The organism is Micromonospora sp. WMMD1102 (genome assembly GCF_029626265.1).
Classification (GTDB): Bacteria; Actinomycetota; Actinomycetes; order Mycobacteriales; family Micromonosporaceae; genus Plantactinospora.
The window spans coordinates 1,419,314-1,438,128 of sequence record NZ_JARUBN010000001.1 but is presented as its reverse complement, the minus strand read 5'-3'; the positions used below and the strand labels follow the sequence as shown (position 1 = coordinate 1,438,128).

Annotated in this window: 16 protein-coding genes; 7 read left to right on the top strand and 9 right to left on the bottom strand. The window is 72.8% G+C overall.

Annotation, left to right across the window (positions count from 1 at the left end; all coding sequences use genetic code 11):
- Nucleotides 1-166 precede the first annotated feature (166 nt).
- The 8 genes from O7626_RS06585 to O7626_RS06550 all read right to left on the bottom strand — a co-directional run bounded on the left by O7626_RS06585 (nt 167) and on the right by O7626_RS06550 (nt 9,900).
- Complete coding sequence (locus O7626_RS06585) at nt 167-1,588, bottom strand: DivIVA domain-containing protein (protein ID WP_278060267.1); 1,422 nt, start codon at nt 1,586-1,588, stop codon at nt 167-169.
- A gap of 102 nt (nt 1,589-1,690) precedes the next feature.
- The gene (gene rlmN / locus O7626_RS06580; protein ID WP_278060266.1) at nt 1,691-2,824 is read right to left on the bottom strand and encodes a 23S rRNA (adenine(2503)-C(2))-methyltransferase RlmN; all 1,134 of its coding nucleotides are present in this window, start codon (nt 2,822-2,824) and stop codon (nt 1,691-1,693) included.
- A 145-nt stretch (nt 2,825-2,969) separates the two neighbouring features.
- Nucleotides 2,970-4,691, bottom strand: a complete 1,722-nt coding sequence (locus O7626_RS41435; protein ID WP_347404754.1) for a phosphatidate cytidylyltransferase — start codon at nt 4,689-4,691, stop codon at nt 2,970-2,972.
- A complete protein-coding gene (gene frr, locus O7626_RS06570; RefSeq protein ID WP_278060265.1) occupies nt 4,691-5,248 on the bottom strand; it encodes a ribosome recycling factor in 558 nt (185 codons plus the stop codon). Before frr ends, O7626_RS41435 begins: the two co-directional genes overlap by 1 nt.
- A gap of 85 nt (nt 5,249-5,333) precedes the next feature.
- Nucleotides 5,334-6,101, bottom strand: a complete 768-nt coding sequence (pyrH, locus tag O7626_RS06565) for a UMP kinase (RefSeq protein ID WP_107258475.1) — start codon at nt 6,099-6,101, stop codon at nt 5,334-5,336.
- Nucleotides 6,102-6,270: 169 nt separating this feature from the next.
- Nucleotides 6,271-7,101 carry a translation elongation factor Ts gene (gene tsf, locus O7626_RS06560; RefSeq protein ID WP_278060264.1) on the bottom strand — a complete coding sequence of 277 codons (831 nt, stop codon included), beginning with the start codon at nt 7,099-7,101 and terminating at the stop codon, nt 6,271-6,273.
- 135 nt (nt 7,102-7,236) lie between these two features.
- Complete coding sequence (rpsB, locus tag O7626_RS06555; RefSeq protein WP_278060263.1) at nt 7,237-8,112, bottom strand: 30S ribosomal protein S2; 876 nt, start codon at nt 8,110-8,112, stop codon at nt 7,237-7,239.
- Between the two features lie 432 nt (nt 8,113-8,544).
- Complete coding sequence (locus tag O7626_RS06550) at nt 8,545-9,900, bottom strand: hypothetical protein (protein ID WP_278060262.1); 1,356 nt, start codon at nt 9,898-9,900, stop codon at nt 8,545-8,547.
- A 226-nt stretch (nt 9,901-10,126) separates the two neighbouring features.
- Here O7626_RS06550 and O7626_RS06545 point away from each other — a divergent pair, with 226 nt between their 5' ends.
- The 7 genes from O7626_RS06545 (at nt 10,127) to O7626_RS06515 (ending at nt 17,878) form a co-directional block, all read left to right on the top strand.
- On the top strand, nt 10,127-10,486 hold the full coding sequence (locus O7626_RS06545; protein WP_278060261.1) for a YraN family protein: 360 nt from the start codon (nt 10,127-10,129) through the stop codon (nt 10,484-10,486).
- 480 nt (nt 10,487-10,966) lie between these two features.
- Entirely contained in the window at nt 10,967-11,374 is a 408-nt protein-coding gene (locus O7626_RS06540; protein ID WP_278060260.1) for a hypothetical protein, read from the top strand.
- 204 nt (nt 11,375-11,578) lie between these two features.
- Nucleotides 11,579-13,096, top strand: a complete 1,518-nt coding sequence (locus tag O7626_RS06535) for a YifB family Mg chelatase-like AAA ATPase (protein ID WP_278060259.1) — start codon at nt 11,579-11,581, stop codon at nt 13,094-13,096.
- A 185-nt stretch (nt 13,097-13,281) separates the two neighbouring features.
- Nucleotides 13,282-14,481, top strand: coding sequence for a DNA-processing protein DprA (locus O7626_RS06530; protein ID WP_278060258.1), 1,200 nt, complete (start codon nt 13,282-13,284; stop codon nt 14,479-14,481).
- 266 nt (nt 14,482-14,747) lie between these two features.
- Nucleotides 14,748-15,689, top strand: coding sequence for a tyrosine recombinase XerC (locus O7626_RS06525; RefSeq protein ID WP_278060257.1), 942 nt, complete (start codon nt 14,748-14,750; stop codon nt 15,687-15,689).
- A 281-nt stretch (nt 15,690-15,970) separates the two neighbouring features.
- Nucleotides 15,971-16,465: a GNAT family N-acetyltransferase gene (locus tag O7626_RS06520; protein WP_278060256.1), complete on the top strand. Its 495-nt coding sequence runs from the start codon at nt 15,971-15,973 to the stop codon at nt 16,463-16,465.
- Between the two features lie 228 nt (nt 16,466-16,693).
- Nucleotides 16,694-17,878 carry an aminotransferase class V-fold PLP-dependent enzyme gene (locus tag O7626_RS06515; protein ID WP_278066076.1) on the top strand — a complete coding sequence of 395 codons (1,185 nt, stop codon included), beginning with the start codon at nt 16,694-16,696 and terminating at the stop codon, nt 17,876-17,878.
- On the opposite strand, the gene O7626_RS06510 is transcribed toward O7626_RS06515, so the two are convergent.
- Nucleotides 17,862-18,452 carry a M23 family metallopeptidase gene (locus O7626_RS06510; RefSeq protein ID WP_278066075.1) on the bottom strand — a complete coding sequence of 197 codons (591 nt, stop codon included), beginning with the start codon at nt 18,450-18,452 and terminating at the stop codon, nt 17,862-17,864. The two genes, O7626_RS06515 and O7626_RS06510, sit on opposite strands and share 17 nt — an antisense overlap.
- Nucleotides 18,453-18,815 lie beyond the last annotated feature (363 nt).

Below are 18,815 nucleotides of genomic sequence, written 5' to 3'. Positions count from 1 at the left end.
GCGCTGGCGGCCGGTGCCGGGCGGCACCGGCCGCAGCCGTCGGAACCGGAATCCTTCCGGCCGTCGCCGGAGCCCTCGGCCGGCGCACACCCTGCCGCTCGCGGCCGGCCCACGCCCTGCCGCGCGCGCGGCAGGGCACGCGGCGTCGCCGGTAAAGCCAGGTCGCTCAGTGACCGAGTAGCAGGTCCTTGACCTCCTTGAGTGCGGCGTCGACCTCGGCCTCGAAGTATCCGCCGGGAACCAGCCCGAACCGGGTGGTGTCGAGGTCGGCCGGGTTGACCGGCATCGGCCCCCGACCCGCCATGCTGCCGAGGATGCCCTCGAACAACCGGTCGACCTGGTCCGGGTCGTAGCCGCTGCCGAACCGGCGTACCTGGAAGGAGCGCCGGATGTGGTCGATCCGGGCCATTTCACTGCCGGGCGGCCCCATCAGCGGCGGCCCGCCGAGCCCCGGACCGCCCGCCGGTGGGCCGCCCATGGGCGGGCCGCCGGCCGGTGCGGGCATCGGCGGCAGGGCATCGCCCAGCCCCCGCCCCGGGCCGCCCCGGGGGTCGCGGTCCGGCATCCGGATCTCGGCCGTCATGTCCGCCCGGGTCGGCCGCCCCGCGTCGAACCCGTCGAACCGCTCGTTCGGCCCGAACCCCCCACCGGGCGGACCACCCGGACCGGCCGGAACGCTGGGCGTACGCGGCGGAAGCGGTGGGCCGCCCTGCCCGCGCTGCGGCTCGAACGCGCCCCGCTGCGGCGGTTCCATCGCACCACGCTGCGGATCGAAGCCACCCCGCTCGGGCGGACCACCGCGCTGCGGATCGAAACCACCGCGCTGCGGATCGAAGCCCCCCCGCTGGGGATCGAAGCCACCCCGGTCCGGCGGACCACCGCGCTGCGGATCGAAACCACCCCGCTCGGGCGGGCCACCCCGCTGAGGCTCGAAACCACCCCGGTCCGGCGGACCACCGCGCTGCGGATCGAAACCACCCCGTTGCGGCGGCTCCATCCCACCGCGCTGCGGATCGAACCCGCCCCGCTGGCCGCCGAAACCGCCTCCGAAGGTTCCGGTCGGCTCGTCGTACTGGCCGTAGGGGTCGTTGGGCGGACCGACCTGGGCCGGCATCGGTCGCGGCGGAAGCTGGCCGGGCGGAAGGGCCCGGTCGTCACGCGTCGGCGGCCCCATCCGGTCCGGCGGCCCCGGCGGCCCCATCCGCTCCGGCGGCCCCGGCGGCCCCGGCGGCCCCATCCGGTCCGGCGGGCGCATCCGGTCGGGCGGTCCCATCCGGTCCGGCGGGCCGAGCCGGTCGGGCCCACCCCGGTCGGACAGCCGCGGATCCCCGCCCCGACCGCCGCCGCGCTCCTCCAGCTCGGCGATCTGCCGCTCCACCCGGTCGAGGTGCAGGTCCACCTGCCACTCGTCGTAGCCGCCGAAGCGCACCCGGAAGACGACGTCGTGCACCTCCTGGGAGGCGACGGGCTCGCCCAGCGACTCACCGGCGAGCGTGGCCTCGACACGGTCCAGGAACGTGTCCACCTCATCGACCTTGTAGCCCCGCCGGAGCGCCTTGCGTCGGAAACGCTGACCCTGACTCGCCACTATGTCTCCTGGTTCGCTCGCTCGCTTCGCTCGCTCACGCCGCCGCCCCGCCACGCGCGTCGGCGCCGCAAGCGGCACTACTAAGCCTGTCGACCCGGTCGCTCACCGCGTCACCGTCGCGGCGGCCAGCTGGCCGCACGCCCCGTCGATCTCGCGCCCCCGAGTGTCCCTGACGGTCGTCGAGACACCGGCCGCGCGTAGCCGCCGGACGAACTCCCGCTCCACCGGCTTGGGGCTCGCGTCCCAACGGCTCCCCGGAGTCGGGTTGAGCGGGATGAGGTTCACGTGGGTCAGTCGACCGGCCAGCAGTCGACCGAGGAGATCGGCCCGCCACGGCTGGTCGTTCACATCCCTGATCATCGCGTATTCAATGGACACGCGACGCCCCGTCCGTTCCGCGTAGTGCCATGCGGCGTCCAGCACCTCGGCAACCTTCCACCGCTGGTTGACCGGAACCAGTTCGTCGCGCAGCTCATCATCGGGCGCATGCAGCGACAACGCAAGAGTCACCGAGAGTCCCTCGTCGGCCAGCCGGCGCATCGCCGGGACCAGACCGACGGTGGAGACCGTGACGTGCCGCTGAGAGAGGCCGAGCCCCTCCGGGGCGGGAGCTGTCAGCCGCCGGACCGCGGCCACCACCCGGGAGTAGTTGGCCAGCGGCTCGCCCATGCCCATGAAGACCACGTGGGACAGCCGGGACGGTGATCCGGCGATCGCGCCGGACGCGGCCACCCCGGCCAGGTACACGGCCTGGTCCACGATCTCGGCGGTGGAGAGGTTCCGGGTCAGTCCGGCCTGTCCGGTGGCGCAGAACGGGCAGGCCATGCCGCAGCCGGCCTGGCTGGAGATGCAGACGGTGACCCGGTCCGGGTATCCCATCAGCACGCTCTCCACCAGCGATCCGTCGTGCAGTCGCCAGAGCGCCTTGCGGGTCGCGCCGTCGTCGGTGGCGACCTCGCGTACCGGGGTGAGCAGATTGGGCAGCAGCTCGCCCGCGATCCGGTCCCGTGCCCCGGCGGGCAGGTCGGTCATCCGGGCCGGATCCCGGACCAGTCGGCCGAAGTAGTGGGTGGAGACCTGCCGGGCCCGGAACGCCGACTCCCCCAGCCCGGTGACCACCGCCTGCCGCCCGGGCAGGTCGAGGTCGGCGAGGTGGCGGGGCGGCATCGCCGCGCGGCGGGCCGGAGACCCGGTGGGGTCGACCGGTGCGATCGGGATCAAGGGCAGGCTCGTCATGGCCCGTCCAGTCTCCCACGTCGGCGCGACAACGCACCTGGCCGGAGGTGCCGAACCCGTGACCAGGCACGTGACCGACAGACGCGCCGGCTCGCCGCGCCGACGGACGGGCTCGGGTCACCGGGATGTCGGCTCGTCACCTCGCTCACCCGACCGGGGCGAAGATCGCCAGCAGGAGATAGGCGGTGGGCACCGCGAAGAGGATCGAGTCCAGCCGGTCCATCAGCCCACCGTGCCCCGGCAGCAGGTTGCTCATGTCCTTGACCTTGAGATCCCTCTTGATCATGGATTCGGCGAGGTCGCCGAGGACGGCCGCGACCGAGACCGCGATCCCGAAGAGCGCGCCCCACCAGAACGCGACGTCGAGGAGGACGGCCAGCAGCACCGAACTGCCCACCGCAGCCGCCGCCACCGAGCCGGCGAAGCCCTCCCAGGACTTCTTCGGGCTGACCGACGGGGCCATCGGATGCCTGCCGAAGGCCACCCCGGCGGCGTACCCGCCGGTGTCGGAGAGGACCACCGCGGCCAGGGTGATGAGTACCCGCAGGTCACCGTCGGCCGGCTCGGCGGCGAGCAGCGCCGCGAACCCGCCCAGGAAGGGCACGTAGACCGCGATGAGGGTGGCCGCGGTCATGTCCCGCTGGTATCCGGCCGGTCCGTCGCCGAGCCGCCAGACCATGGTGGCCAGCACCGTCACCAGCAGCCCCAGGCTGAGCGCGTCCGGGCCGGCCCACCAGGCGAGTCCGACCATCAGCAGGCCGCCGGCGACCAGCGGCACCAGCGGCGGGTGCATCCCGCCGGGGCGTACCGCCCGGGTCATCTCCCAGATGCCGATGGTCACCGCCAGCGCCACCACGACCAGGAAGGCCGGGCGGAAGAGGAAGAGCGGAACGACGATCGCCGCGCCGAGCCCGAGCCCGACACCGATCGCGGCCGGCAGGTTCCGGCCGGCCCGGGACTGTCCGGCGGGTTTGCCGGACCGGGTCGCCCGGCGGCGTCCCCGGCCGGTCGCCGCCTCGTCGGGCTCGGGGTTCAGTTCCGGATGCGGGGTCGGATCGCCGACGAGCGGCCAGCCGACCGGATTTGTCGGAGCATCCGCGCCGACCGGGACCTCGCCCGGCCGGGCGTCGGCGGGGACGCCCCCGGCGGGGCGGTCAACTCCGCTCCGGTACGCCGCCGCGTCGCCGTCGGAACGGCCCGGCCGACCGGACGGTTCGGGGCTGCCCCACCGCGCCGCCGGGTCCGCCACGTCCTCCGGCGGCGAACCGTTGCGGTACGCGGCCGAGCGGCCCAGCCGTGGCCCCGCGCCGGAGTGCTCGTCGACCACCCCCGGGTAGCCCTGGACGGCGGCCGGGTAACCCTCGGACGCGGCCGGATAGCCCGGGAAGGCGGGCGGGTAGCCCTCGGACGCGGGCGGATAGTCCTCGGTCGGGATCGGGTGGCCGGCGGGCCCCGGCGGGTAGCCCTCGGACGCGGACGGGTAGGTGGGCGCCGCTCCCGGGTAGCCGTCCGCCTGGTTCCGGTACGTCCCGGCCGCCCCGGCCGCTCCGGAACGGCCCTCGGGCACGGCCGGACGGCCATCGGGCCTGGCCGGGTACTCCTCCGCCGGCTGCGAGTACGCCCCGGGGCCGCCGGGATAGGTCTCCGGGGTCACCGGGTAGGCGTCCGTCGGGGTCGAGTAGGCGTCGGGCGCGGCACCACCGTGCCGCGCCCGTGCCCAGGCGTCGTCGTCACCGGCCGGCCACCGACGGCCCGACGGCCCGTTCTGGTGTCCGGGTTCGGGAGACCACTCCGGGCCGCGCGTCTGCTCCGGCCGCCGCCAGCCACGCGGCTCCGAGGTACCGCCGTAGGGGTCGACGTGGGACATCAGACCTCGAGCAACTCGGTTTCCTTGTGTTTCACCAGCTCGTCGACGTGGGAGACGTACCTGTGGGTGAGGTCGTCCAGTTCCTTCTCGGCCCGCCGGCCGTCGTCCTCACCCGCCTCGCCGTCCTTGACGATACGGTCGAGTTCCTCCTTGGCGCGCCGGCGGACGTTCCGGATCGCCACCTTGGCTTCCTCGCCCTTGTGCCGGGCGACCTTGATCATGTCCCGCCGCCGCTCCTCGGTCATCTGCGGCAGCAGGATGCGCAGCTGGGTGCCCTCGTTGTTGGGGTTCACGCCGAGGTCGGAGTCACGGATCGCCTTTTCCATGGCCTGCAACTGCGACGCGTCGTACGGCTTGATGATCGCCATCCGCGGCTCGGGCACCCCGACGGAGGCCATCTGGGTCAGCGGGGTGGGACTGCCGTAGTAGTCGATAATGATCTTGGAGAACATCGCCGGAGTGGCCCGCCCGGTACGGATCGCGCCGAACTCCTCCTTGGCGTGCTCGACCGCGCGCTCCATCTTCTCCTCGGCCTCGAGGAGGGTGTCGTCGATCACCTGCTCCTTCGCCTCCCTCTGCTGGCTGGTGCTCTGCGGAATACTCCATCCGGGCCCCGCCCGCCGGCCCGGCTCCCTGCCCCACTCACGTCGTGATCAACGTGCCGATCGGCTCGCCCGCGACCGCCCGGATGATGGTGTCGTCGCCCTCGGCGCCGAAGACCAGCATCGGCAGGCCGTTCTCCTCGCAGAGGCTGAACGCGGCGGCGTCGGCGACCCGGAGGCCACGACGCAGCACCTCGGAGAAGGTGATCTTGTCGAGCTTGCTGGCGTCGGGGTCGGTGCGCGGGTCGGCGGTGTAGACGCCGTCCACCCCGTTCTTGCTCATCAGCACCACGTCGGCACGGATCTCCAGGGCGCGCTGGGCGGCCACGGTGTCGGTGGAGAAGTACGGCATGCCGGCGCCCGCGCCGAAGATGACCACGCGGCCCTTCTCCAGGTGCCGGATCGCCCGCAGCGGGATGTACGGCTCGGCCACCTGGGCCATCGTGATCGCGCTCTGCACCCGGGTCTCGATGCCTTCCTTCTCCAGGAAGTCCTGCAACGCCAGGCAGTTCATCACCGTGCCGAGCATGCCCATGTAGTCGGCCCGGGCCCGGTCCATGCCGCGCTTCTGCAACTCCGCGCCCCGGAAGAAGTTCCCGCCGCCGACCACCACCGAGACCTGCACACCCCGGCGAACCACGGTGGCGATCTGCCGCGCGATGGCCTGCACCACGTCCGGGTCGACGCCGATCGCCCCACCGCCGAAGACCTCACCGGAGAGCTTGAGCACCACCCGGCGGGCCCGCCCGGGCGGCGGTGCCGTCGGGTCGTCCGCCGCCAGGGTCCGGTCACTCACAACCTGCGTCATCCGACCCGCCTTTCCCACGCCGGTACGCCGGCGCCCAGTTCAGCCAACCTGCCGCTGCTGACCCTACGTGACGAGGAGGCCGCGGTGTCCGTCACGTACACCTGCGGCCTCCCGTCCGTGTCGACTCGTCGCGGGCCCGGGTCGCGGCGATCCGGGCCCACGGTCGCGCTCAGGCCTGGCCGACCTCGAACCGGACGAACCGGGTCACCTCGATGCCGGCCTCGGCCAGCACCTGCTTGACCGACTTCTTGTTGTCGGCGACCGAGGCCTGCTCGATCAGGACGTAGTCCTTGAAGAACGCGTTGACCCGACCCTCGATGATCTTCGGCAGGGCGGCCTCCGGCTTGCCCTCCTCGCGGGCGGTCTGCTCCGCGATGCGCCGCTCGGAGGCGACGGTCTCGGCCGGCACCTCGTCCCGGGTCAGGTACTTCGGACGCATCGCGGCGATCTGCATGGCAACACCGCGCGCGTCGGCGTCACCCGCCTCGTCGGTCTTGCCGGCGTACTCCACCAGCACGCCGACCTGCGGCGGCAGGTCCTGCGCCTTGCGGTGCAGGTAGACCGCGACGGTGCCCTGCACCGCGGCGAAGCGGTTGAGCACCAGCTTCTCGCCGATCTTGGCCGACTGCTCCTGTACGGCGTCGGCGACGGTTCGGCCGTCCGGCAGGGTGCTGCCGAGCAGCGCCTCGGCGTCGGCGACCCCGGCCTGCGCGCCGTGCTCCACCAGGAGCTGCGCGAACGCGACGAAGTCGTTGTTCTTGGCGACGAAGTCCGTCTCGCAGTTGAGTTCGAGCAGCGCCTTGCCGGAGTGCGCCACCAGACCGTTGGCGGCCGTCCGACCGGCCCGCTTGCCGACGTCCTTGACGCCCTTGACGCGCAGGACCTCGACAGCCTTGTCGAAGTCGCCCTCGGACTCGGTGAGGGCCTTCTTGCAGTCCATCATGCCGGCGCCGGTGAGGTCCCGGAGCTTCTTGACGTCCGCGGCGGTGAAGTTGGACATGACTCTCTCTTCGGTGTGTAACGCGGCTGATTCGTGGTCTTCTGCTGGATTACCCGGATCGGGATCCGCCGTGCCTCGTACCGGGTCGGGGACCGCCGGCCGGAACGATCAGCCGGCGGATCCCGACGCCAGCGCTCACTCGGCGGCGACGCCCGCCGGCTCGCCGGCCTTCTGCTCCGCGTCGCCGGCAGGCTTCTGCTCCGCGTCGCCGGCCGCCTTCTTCTCGTTGTCCTCGATCAGCTCGCGCTCCCACTCGGCGAGCGGCTCGTCGGCGCCGACCACACCCGGCTCGGGCTTCTCGTCGGCACCCCGGCGCTTGCCGGAACGGGCGATCAGACCGTCACCGACGGCCGCCGCGATGACCTTGGTCAGCAGCTCGGCGGAGCGGATCGCGTCGTCGTTACCCGGGATCGGGAAGTCGACCTCGTCCGGGTCGCAGTTGGTGTCGAGCACGGCGATCACCGGGATGCCCAGCTTGCGGGCCTCGTCGACGGCGATGTGCTCCTTCTTGGTGTCGACCACCCAGATCGCGGCCGGGACCTTCTGCATGTCCCGCAGGCCACCGAGGGTGCGGGTCAGCTTGTCCTTCTCGCGGGAGAGCTGCAGGGTCTCCTTCTTGGTGTAGCCCTGCGCGGTGCCCGACAGGTCGCCGAGGGCCTCCAGCTCCTTCATCCGCTGCAGCCGCTTGTAGACCGTCTGGAAGTTGGTCAGCATGCCGCCCAGCCAACGGTGGTTCACGAACGGCTGGCCGACCCGGGTCGCCTGCTCGGCGATCGCCTCCTGGGCCTGCTTCTTGGTACCCACGAAGAGGATGCTGCCGCCCTCGGCGACGGTCCCACGCACGAACTCGTACGCCTTCTCGATGTAGTCGAGGGTCTGCCGCAGGTCGATGATGTAGATACCGTTGCGCTCGGTGAAGATGAAGCGCTTCATCTTCGGGTTCCAGCGCCGGGTCTGGTGCCCGAAGTGGACGCCGCTCTCCAGCAGCTGACGCATGGTCACTACGGCCATGGTGGGGTGCTCCCTTGTTGTCCCTGGTTGTCACGCCGGGCCGGCGGCCTGGCGTCCTGGCGCCTGATCGCCGGCCATGACGGACCCGATCGGAATCGGGACCAGGGGGCCGTCGCTCCGCGGACGGACCGTGGAGAGGGCACGCGAGGTCGACCGCGCGAGGCGGTCGCCAATGGCCAAGTGTACGCCCCGTCGTACCCACCAGCACACAACCCCCACCCGGCACCGCCCACCGGCGGATCCGGCCGAAACCCGGGTCGACTGCGAGGCCCGGTTGTCCGGTTTCCAGCGCTCCCGGGCGCCTGCCGGGCGCCCGCCGGGCGGGTTGTCCTCCTTCTGGCCGGATGTCCGGATCGAGTGTTCTGTCGGCCCGGCCGGTCAGCCGTCAGGGCTGGTCGTGGTGAACTCGGTCAGCCGGTGGCGAGCACGCGGTCAGCCGGTGGCAAGGGCGGCCGCGACGAAGAGCACGAGGCCGATGGGAAGATAGCCGGTCGGCGGACGGAGCCAGGCCCGGAGCGGATCGGCCAGGGCGGCGGTGCTGGTAGCCAGGCCGTACAGACCGGCGGCGAAGGCCGGTAGACCCAGCACCAGGAAGGTCCCGGAGAGGACCGCCGTCGGCCGGAGCGGATCGCCGAGGGCACCGTCGAGGAGCAGCCGTACCGCCGGCAGCTCGAAGACCACCGCGAGCACCGCGAGGACCACGGCCAGGGCGGGCCGGCGAGTCCGGTACACGCCGTCGCCGGGCGGCACCCCGAGCCCGCCGGGCACCCCGGGGGCCACCGAGCCGGGCGAGGCTCCGGATGCGCTGGAGGCGCTGGAGGCGCTGGGCTGGTGCGGAGCCGCCGGGGCGACGTGATCGGTGCGCCCGCCCAGCGGGTCGACACCCAGCGGCACGCCGCCCGCACCGGCTCGCGGATCGACCTGCGGTACCAGGTTGGTCGGCTGATCGAGCGCGCCGGCCGATCCGCGATCCGGCTGCCCGACGCTGGCTGCCCGTTGCGGCTGCACCAACGGGTATCCGGCCAGCGGTGACCTTGCCGGGTCCATGGTCGCGGACGAGTGCGCCGGGTCCGCTGCCGCGGACGAACGCGCCGGGTCCACGATCGGGGACGAACGCGCCGGATCGGCCGACGTGGCGAACGGCTGGCCCGGTTCGGCGGCTGGGACGCCGTGTCGGCCGCCCCCGCGAGCCGCGTCCGTCGCGAGGGCCACCGTGTCGGGTCCCCGTCCGGCCGGGGTGCCGCCCGTGGCCAACGGCGTGGAGTCGAGCCGGCCGGTGACGGCGGTCGCACCGGGGACGGTGCCCGGGATCGGTCCGGTCGGATCCGCTCCGGCCGGATCCGCGGCCCAGGCGGCGGGCGGGTAGGGCTGGGTCGCGGGCGGTGCGGCGCCGAAGCTCGGCAACGGCACCTCCAGGGAGTGCCGGGGCTGCTCGGAGGTGTCCGCCGGGACGAAGCCGGGATAACTGCCACCGTCGAGCGGGGCCCCGCCGCGCGGTTCCGGCGCCGCATACCGGTCCGGGCCGGACTCCGGTACGCCGAACCGGGGCGGGTCGGCGTACCGGTCGGTGCCGAACGGCTGCCCGTACCCACCGTCCGGTGCCGGTGTGGGCACGGGTGTCGGTGCGGGCACGGGCGTACCGGGCTGTGTCGGGGCCGCCGGCTGTTCGGTACCCGGGTGACGGTCTCCGCCGACGCCGGTCCAGCGCTGGTCGGCGTAGCCGCGGTCGTCGGCCCGCCAGCGGGGGGCCGGCTCGTCCGGGAAGTTGCGTTGCTGCTCCACGGTCACGCACCGTATGTGACCTGCCCCGGTACCCGCCAGTTGACCCTGTCGGACCGGTGCCGGAGTTCTCGCGCAGCCGGAGCGCTGGGTGACCGGAACGCCTCGTGTACCGGAACGCCTCGTATAGCAGACGTCGGGCTTGATCGTCCGCACGTCCACAGCACCCTCCGATATCCACAGCCGGGCACTTCGCGGTTGTCTCCGAGTACCGGCCAGGGCCAGGGTCCCAGCCATGACAGCGGCGAGACGGGCGATCGGCGCGTACGGGGAGCGGTGTGCCGTACGGCATCTGGTCGAGGCCGGGCTGCGGGTGGTGGCCCGCAACTGGCGGTGCGCGCAGGGCGAGATCGACATCATCGCCTGGGAGGGGGACGTCCTCGCCTTCTGCGAGGTCAAGACGCGGCGGGGCGACGCGTTCGGCACTCCGGCCGAGGCGGTGCTGGGTAGCAAGGCACAACGGTTGCGGCGGTTGGCCGTCGAGTGGCTGCGGAGCAGTGGCGTACATCCGGAGCAGGTCCGGTTCGACGTCGTCGAGGTGTACCCGGCCCGCAGCGGCCCGGCCCGCGTCGAGCACCTGCGCGCGGCGTTCTGAGTAGGGGCGTCGTCTTGTTGCATAAGATTGGCAACAAGGCGATGCCGAACGTCGCGGCCGGCACGCGTTCGCCGCGCACCCGCAGACCCACCTGGACGTGTGGGAACAGCGGGGCTACCAGGTCGTACACGGACTGCGGTTCCATCCGGTCGGCGACCGCCACCGGCTGATGACCGGGGCCGCGCTGGCGTCGGTCAGCGAACCACTGGCCGCGGTGGTCTGGGAGTTGCCGCAGCGGGACATCGGCGGGCAGCTTCCCGAGTGGGACGACCTGCGCGACCAGGTCGCGGCCGTCCGGGCCCGGGGTGCGGCGGCGCATCTGGACGGTGCGCGGATCTGGGAGGCGCAGACCTACTACCGGCGGCCATTCGCCGAGATCGCCGGACTGTTCGACACCGTCTACACTCGCTCTACAAAGCTCTGCTCGGTGTCCGGGGTGCCGTCCTCGCCGCCGACGCCGCGACCGTCGCCGAGGCGGCGGTGTGGCGGGCGCGGCTGGGTGGGGCGATCCACGACGCCTGGCCGCTGGCGCTGGCCGGCCTCGCCGGCCTGGACGACCTGCTGCCCCGGATGCCGCGGTTCCGGGAGCACGCGATCGCGATCGCCACCGCGATCAACACTGACGGTGTGGCCCTGGCCTGGCCCGATCCGCCGCAGACGCCGATCTTCCACGTCCACCTCCCCGCGTCGAAGGAGAACGTCGAACGGGCCGGCGCGGACCTGCTCGCCGCACACGGAGTGCAACTCTTCCCCCGGCTGCTCACCACTGCGGACCCGAGGAGGTGCAGCTTCGAGGTCACGGTGGGCGAACAGGCGATGGCCTTCTCCCCGGAGGAGGTGGTCACGCTGCTGCACGAACTCCTCGACCGGGCCGGATCCGGCCAGTAGGCGAGGTTGCGCAAGCCGGGCTCGCTCAGGTTTGTCCCCGTACCGACACGACGGCCCCATAGCACAGCCCCAGCTTGATCGTCCGTTCGTCCACAGAGGCCCTGGTTATCCACAGGCGACCGTGTCGGGCCCGCCGGACGGCGCCGTTCGGGGCACGGTCGACACCATGCCGATACCGCGAGACAGCTATCCCGGGCAGTGCCGATGAGCTACGCCAAGGTGCTCTGCGTGGGGCTGGTCGGAGTGGCCGGGCATGTCGTCGAGGTCGAGGCCGACCTGGCCACAGGTCTGCCCACCGTCGTGCTGTCCGGCCTGCCCGACACCGCGCTCAACGAGGCCCGCGACCGGGTACGCGCAGCGATCGTCAACTCCGGCCAGCGCTGGCCCAACCGCAGGATCACCGTCAACCTGCTGCCGGCGACGCTGCCGAAACATGGCTCGGCTTTTGACCTCGCGATCGCGGCGGCGCTGCTCGGTGGCTCGGGCGAGATGCCGCTCGCCCCGCTGGACGGGGTGGCCGTGCTCGGCGAGTTGGGGCTCGACGGGACGGTCCGACCGGTCCGGGGCGTACTGCCGATGGTCGCGGCGGCGGTCCGGGCCGGCATCACCCGGGTGCTCGTACCGCTCGGCAACGCCGCCGAGGCCTCGGTCGTACCAGGAGTACGGGTCCGGGCCGTCGACACCCTGCACCGGCTGGTGACCTTCATCCGGGACGGCACACCGCTGCTCGATCCGCCGTCGTCACCCCCGGTGCCACCCCTGCTCGGGCCCGATCTCGCCGACGTGGCCGGGCAGGGGCTCGGGCGGCGTGCCGTGGAGGTGGCCGCGGCCGGCGGGCACCACCTGGCCCTGCTCGGCCCGCCCGGGGCTGGCAAGACCATGTTGGCCGAACGGCTGCCCTCGATCCTGCCCGAACTCGACGACGAGGCCGCCCTGGAGGTGACCGCACTACACTCGATCGCCGGTCTGCTGCCGCCGGGCGGGCAACTGCTGCGCCGGCCGCCGTTCCAGGCCCCGCACCACACGGCCACCATCGCCTCGCTGGTCGGCGGAGGATCCGGGCTGGCCCGGCCCGGCGCGGTGTCGCTGGCCCACCGGGGGGTCCTGTTCCTGGACGAGGCTCCCGAGTACGCCCGAGGCGCGCTGGAGGCGCTGCGCCAACCGTTGGAAAGCGGCCGGATCGTCCTGACCCGGGCCCGGGGCGGCACCGAATATCCCGCCAGGGTGCAACTGGTGGTGGCGGCGAATCCCTGCCCCTGTGCGAAACCGTCCGGCGACATCTCCTGCGAGTGCACGCCACTTGCCCGGCGCCGCTACCTCGGCCGGCTTTCCGGGCCGCTGCTGGACCGGCTGGACGTACAGGTGACGGTGAGCCCGCTGCGGGCGGCGGAGCTGATGGCCGCCGAGCAGACCGTCGAGTCCTCGGCCGTGGTCGCCGAACGGGTCGGCAAGGCCCGGGCCGCCGCGGCTGCCCGTTGGGCGGCCGGCGGTTGGCGGGTCAACGCCGAGGTGCCGGGACCGCAACTGCGTCATCCACGGTGGCGGTTGCCGGCGGAGGACACCTGTGCGCTTCGCCGGCTGCTGGACAGCGGAGTGCTTTCCGCCCGTGGCTTCGACCGCGTGATCCGGGTCGCCTGGAGCATCGCCGATCTCGACGGTCGGCAACGTCCGGACGCCGATGACGTCAACGAGGCGATCCAACTTCGTACCGGGAGCATCTGATGACCAAGCCCACACATCCCGCACCGCAACCGCAACGGCAACGGCAACGGCAACGGCAACCGCAACCGCAACCGCAACCGCAACCGAGCGGATCCGACCCGAGCAGGGACGCCCCGAGCGGATCCAACCGGAGCAGGGACGCCTCGAGCAGGGACGCGGCGTCGGCGATTGACGAGCCGGCGGCGATGGAGGAGGACAGGCTGGCGCGGATCGCCCTGAACTGGCTCTTCGAGCCCGGTACCCGGGCGGTGTTCCGGCTCGTGGGCCAGTTCGGAGCGGCCGGGGCACTGCGTCGGCTGCTCGCCGGGAAGGTGCCGGACCATCGCCTCCGCTCGACGGTCGAGTCCCGGCTGGCGGCCGGGGACCCGTGGCAGGTCGCCCTCACCGCTGCCGAGCAGACCGAGCGGCTCGGTGCCCGCCTGGTGACCCCCGCCGATCCGGAATGGCCGGCTCGGCTGGACAGCCTCGGCCAGTTGAGTCTGCCCAGCGCCGATCGCAGGGTCGACCAGGAGACGGCGCCGCCGCTCTGCTTCTGGGTACGCGGTGCCTGGGCGCTCGGGGAGGCGTTCCAACGATCGGTGGCGGTGGTCGGGTCCCGGGCCGCCACCCCGTACGGACTGCACGTCGCCACCGAGATCGCCTTCGGGCTGGCCGAGCGGGACTGGAGTGTCGTCTCCGGTGGCGCGTTCGGCATCGACGCGGCGGCGCACCGGGGCGCCCTGAACGCGGGCGGCCTGACCGTGGCCGTACTCGCCTGCGGTGTCGACCGGCCCTATCCGGTCGGCAACACCGCGCTGTTCGACCGGATCGCCGACGTGGGCGTGCTGGTCAGCGAATGGCCTCCCGGGGCGGAGCCGCTGCGCCCCCGGTTCCTGATCCGCAACCGGGTGATCGCCGCGGCGACCGCCGGGACCCTGGTGGTCGAGGCGGCGGCCCGCAGCGGCGCCACCCAGACGATCCGCCGGGCGATCGCGATGAAGCGGCCGGCGATGGTGGTGCCCGGGCCGGTCACCTCCGCCATGTCGGTCGGCGCGCACGAGCTGCTCCGCGAGTATCCCGAGACACGGTTGGTCACCGGCGTGCCGCACGTCCTGGAGGAGGTGGGCCGGATCGGCGCCGATCTCGCTCCGCCGGTTCGTGGACCGGAGCGCCCTCAGGACTCGCTCGACGACGAATCCGCGCTGATCCTGGAGGCGGTGCCCCGACGCGGCCCGCTCGGTCCGGACGTACTCGCCGCACGGGCCGGCCTCGATCTGCGTACCACCCTGCGCAAGCTCTCCCTGCTGGAACAGTTGGGTCTGGTGGTACGCCGCGACGAGGGGTACGCGCTCGCACCGGCGGCGACCCGGACAGCCCGGGTCCGGTCGAGGCAGTCGGTCCGCTGAGTGCCGCCGCCCGGTAGCCCGTGCCATTACCGGCCGAGCGGCACGAACGGAAACCGCTGACCCATACCGGGTCGACGATCCCGACCAGCCGGCGTAAGCCAGCCGTCCCGACGAGACGACGTGAGCCAGCCGTCCCGACGAGACGACGTGAGCCAGCCGTCCCGACGAGACGACGTGAGCCAGCCGTCCCGACGAGACGACGTGCGTCGGCGGTCCCGGCGGGCCGGCTTGACCTGACCGACGGCCAGGGTCCACCGTCGCGGGTGATGAGTCAGCCCCGTCGCAGTACCCGTGCCCGGCACGAGGCCCTGACACCGGCCCTGCGGGAGAGCGTCGACGACTTCGCCCAGCATCTCGCCTCGGTCGAGAACCGGTCGACGCACACCGTCCGGGCGTACGTCGCGGACCTGGTCTCGCTGCTCGACCATGCCGCCCGGATGGGTTGTTCCAGCCCCCGCGACCTGGACATCACGGTGCTGCGGAGCTGGCTGGCGAAGCTGCGTACCCTCGGCGCCGCCCGCGCATCACTGGCCCGCCGGGCCGCGTCCGCCCGTACCTTCACCGGCTGGGCGCACCGGGCCGGGCTACTGGACACCGACGTGGGAGCGCAGCTGGCGAGTCCCCGGGCGCATCGGGAACTGCCGGCGGTGCTCCGGGCCGACCAGGCGGGCGAGCTGATGGGCTCGACCGGCGAGGGCGGAACCGCCGTGTCGCACCGGGACCGGGTGGTGCTCGAACTCCTCTATGCCACCGGCATCCGGGTCAGCGAACTGTGCGGCCTGGATCTCGGCGACGTCGACCCGGCTCGGCGGGTGATCCGGGTGCTGGGTAAGGGCGCGAAGGAACGAACGGTCCCCTACGGGCTGCCGGCACAGCGGGCACTCGACGACTGGCTGCGAATCGGCCGGCCACGCCTGGCCGGGCGGGACAGCGGCGAATCGCTGCTGCTGGGGGTACGCGGTGGGCGGCTTCAACCCACCGTGGTACGCCGGATCGTCGCCGACTACGCCCGCGCGGCCGGGCTGCCCCGGATCAGCCCGCACGGGCTGCGCCACTCGGCCGCCACGCACCTGCTGGAGGGTGGCGCCGACCTGCGCACCGTGCAGGAACTGCTCGGACACGCCGCGCTGTCGAGCACACAGATCTACACCCACGTCTCGACGGAGCGACTGCGGGCGGCGTACCGCCAGGCACACCCACGGGCCTGACCACCTCCGACCTCGCCACCCGGCCGCCGGACTCCTCGCAGGCAGGGGCCCGACCACATCCGACCTCGGCAGCCGGGCCACCGGATTCTGCGCAGTTCGGGAGCCGACGCTACGAGAACGCCATTCAGTCGTGCGGCGGCGACCTCCGGGTGCCTCCTGGCAACCCGGCTCGACACAGCGGCGGCCCGGTTCGACACAGCGGCGGCCCGGCTCGCGTCGGGCTGTCCTGGCGATCATGCCGGCACCCCGTGGTGGCTGCGTCGACCATAGGATCAGAGGTCATGCACGAGACGCAGCTGACAGTTCGGCGGGCGACCTTGGCGGATGTTCCCGCACTGGTGGAGTTGCGCCTGGCCAACGCCGAGGCACACCTCGCGCTTGACGCCGACACCTACCGGGTTCCACAGCGCGCGGCGGTGGTTCGCCACTTCGCGGGCACCCTCGCCGACGAGGTGGGGCGGGACGGCGTTCTCCTCGCCGAGGATCGCGAGGGCCGAGTGGTCGGCATGATCGAGGTATTGCCGCAGTCCGCTCCGCCGGAGCATCAGATCCTGCGGCCTGTGCCTTCGGCTCAGGTGCACACGGTGGTGCTACCCGATGCCAGGCGCCTCGGGGTGGGATCCACCCTGCTGCACGCGGCCGAACGGTGGGCGACCGAGCGGGGAATTCGGTACCTGTCGGCCGGCATCTACCACCGCAACCTCGAAGCAGTGCGCTTCTACAGTCGGCACGGCTACACCGAGGCCGGCCTGTCCCTCGGCAAGAGTGTGGACTAGCGCAACCGATGCCGGTCGTCGGGTTGGACGGCGCCGGTCATCGGGATCGGACGGTGCCGGCGCTCGCCCGGCCGCTCTCCCACGTGGCCACTTCCCACGTGGCCGCTCGCCCAGGTGGCCGTTTGCCCACCTGGTAGACCTTTCCGCGCATGCGGTGGCCGGCAGCTGCCGGCGGGCACGTTTCCGCTCGGTAGCCGACCGGTACCCGGCTACGATCACCGAATGAGCATCGCCGGGCCGTTGCCGCCCGTGCCGATCCCGGGCGCCCGTCTGCTGTTCTCGCTGGATCCCGGCGTCGCCCATCTGAACCACGGCTCGTACGGCGCGGTGCCGATCGGTGTGCAGCGCGCCCAGCAGCGGCTGCGGGACGAGACCGAGGCCAACCCGATGCGGTTCTTCAACCGGGGCCTGGTCGACCGGATCACACACGCCCGTCGGCACCTGGCCAGTTTCCTCGGCGCCGATCCGGACGGGACGGCGCTGGTCGGCAACGTGAGCATCGGAGCCGCCACCGTACTCCAGTCGTTACGGCTGGAGGCCGGCGACGAGCTGGTCGACACCGACCACGGTTACGGCTCGTTCGCCCTCGCCGTCGAGCGGGAGGCCCGCCGGACCGGGGCCGTCCGGCGCACCCTGAGCGTGCCGCTGACCGCCTCCGACGAGGAGATCGTCGAGATCGTCCGGGCCGGGATCCGCCCAGGACGGACCAAACTGCTCGTCGTCGACCAGCTCACCTCCGCCACCGCCCGGCTCCTCCCGGCAGCGGCGATCGCGGCGGTGGCCCGGGAGCGAGATGTGCCGGTACTCGTCGACGGTGCGCACGCGCCCGGAATGCTGCCGACTCCGGTGCAGAGCATCGGCGCCGACTTCTGGGTCGGCAACCTGCACAAGTGGGGGTACGCCCCGCGGGGCAGCGCCGCACTGGTGGTGGCGCCGCACTGGCGCCGACGGATCGAGCCGTTGGCGGTCTCCTGGCAGGAGGAGGCCGGCTTTCCCAGCCGGGTCGAATGGCAGGCGACGCTCGACTACACCGCCTGGCTCGCCGCACCGGTGGGCGTGTTCACGCTGCGTACGCTCGGGTTGGACCGGGTCCGGGCGCACAACGCCGAGCTGGCCGCGTACGGGCAGGGGGTGGTCGGCCGGGCACTCGGGATCGCGCCGGCCGATTTGGTCGACCCCGGCGGGCCGACGGTGTCGATGCGGATCCTTCCCCTGCCGCCCGGTGTCGCGACCAGCTATCCGGACGCGGTGGCGCTGCGGCAGCGGATCGCAGACAAACTCAACACGGAGGTGAACGTCAATCCCTGGCGCGGCCGGGGTTGGCTGCGACTGTCCGGCCAGGTCTACAACCGGGCGGAGGAGTACGACCGTCTCGCCGAGCGCCTACCGGCCCTGCTCACCTCGCTTTCCTGATCGACTCGGCCGCGTGTCCCGGGGCGGCTGAGGTCCGGCCGGACCAGGGGACCGGCAGGCTGCCCGCCAGCGGAAGCAGGCGGACTCGGCCGAGGCCCAGCAGGAGCAGAGGATCGAGATACTCGTCACCGCGCCGCAGGCCCCAGTGCAGGCAGGCCGATCCGGCCCCTGGGCAACCCGGATGACCGCTCAGGAGCACGCCGAGTGGGTCACCGGCCCGAACCGGCTGTCCGGCAGCCAGCCCTGGCCGGACCGGCTCGTAGGTGGTGCGCAGCCCACCGGCATGGGCGACGCTGACCAACGGGCGGCCAGCCACCGTACCGGCGAAGAACACCACTCCCGGGCCTGCCGCCCGGACCGCGGCGCCGGGTGGGGCAGCCAGATCGACGCCCCGATGTCCGGCCGCCCACGGCTGCGGGGGCGGATCGAACCGGCGGACGACCGGAGGCGTCCCGTCGAGCGGCCAGCGAAATCGTCGCGCAGCCGGCTGGAGCACCGGCATCGACCGGCGCGACAGCTCGGGTGTCGATCCCGCCCTCGCCAGGCTCGCGGCCGCGATCGGAGCCATGACCACGACCTGGGCGGCCGAGCTGCCGACCGGGCTGCTCGCCGGGCTACCGACCGGGCTACCGATCGAGCTGCCAGCCGAGCTACTGATCGAGCTGCCAGCCGAGCTGCCGGCCGAGTCCGTGACCGCCCGAACCGAAGTCGCGGGCAAAACCGCAGTTGCCCCGACCGACCTGCCGGGCGGGGCGGCGCCGGCCCGGACCGGTGGTGGACCCACCACCAGCAGCGACACCGCGAGCAGGATCACCGGCCCCGGCCTGTGCCATCTCCTCGTCATGGTCATGCAGCGTCACGGCGGCAGGCGCTCCGCGCAACGCCCCGACCCACTCCCTGTGCACAACCAGCACCGCTGTGGAAAACGTCCGCACTT

Excerpts from the sequence above, each read along its gene's own strand:
- pyrH (WP_107258475.1), bottom strand. The coding sequence starts at position 6,101 with ATGACGCAGGTTGTGAGTGACCGGACCCTGGCGGCGGACGACCCGACG.
- O7626_RS41435 (WP_347404754.1), bottom strand. The coding sequence starts at position 4,691 with ATGTCCCACGTCGACCCCTACGGCGGTACCTCGGAGCCGCGTGGCTGG.
- rlmN (WP_278060266.1), bottom strand. The coding sequence starts at position 2,824 with ATGACGAGCCTGCCCTTGATCCCGATCGCACCGGTCGACCCCACCGGG.
- O7626_RS06535 (WP_278060259.1), top strand. The coding sequence starts at position 11,579 with ATGAGCTACGCCAAGGTGCTCTGCGTGGGGCTGGTCGGAGTGGCCGGG.
- O7626_RS06520 (WP_278060256.1), top strand. The coding sequence starts at position 15,971 with ATGCACGAGACGCAGCTGACAGTTCGGCGGGCGACCTTGGCGGATGTT.
- O7626_RS06530 (WP_278060258.1), top strand. The coding sequence starts at position 13,282 with ATGGAGGAGGACAGGCTGGCGCGGATCGCCCTGAACTGGCTCTTCGAG.
- rpsB (WP_278060263.1), bottom strand. The coding sequence starts at position 8,112 with ATGGCCGTAGTGACCATGCGTCAGCTGCTGGAGAGCGGCGTCCACTTC.
- O7626_RS06545 (WP_278060261.1), top strand. The coding sequence starts at position 10,127 with ATGACAGCGGCGAGACGGGCGATCGGCGCGTACGGGGAGCGGTGTGCC.
- tsf (WP_278060264.1), bottom strand. The coding sequence starts at position 7,101 with ATGTCCAACTTCACCGCCGCGGACGTCAAGAAGCTCCGGGACCTCACC.
- O7626_RS06525 (WP_278060257.1), top strand. The coding sequence starts at position 14,748 with ATGAGTCAGCCCCGTCGCAGTACCCGTGCCCGGCACGAGGCCCTGACA.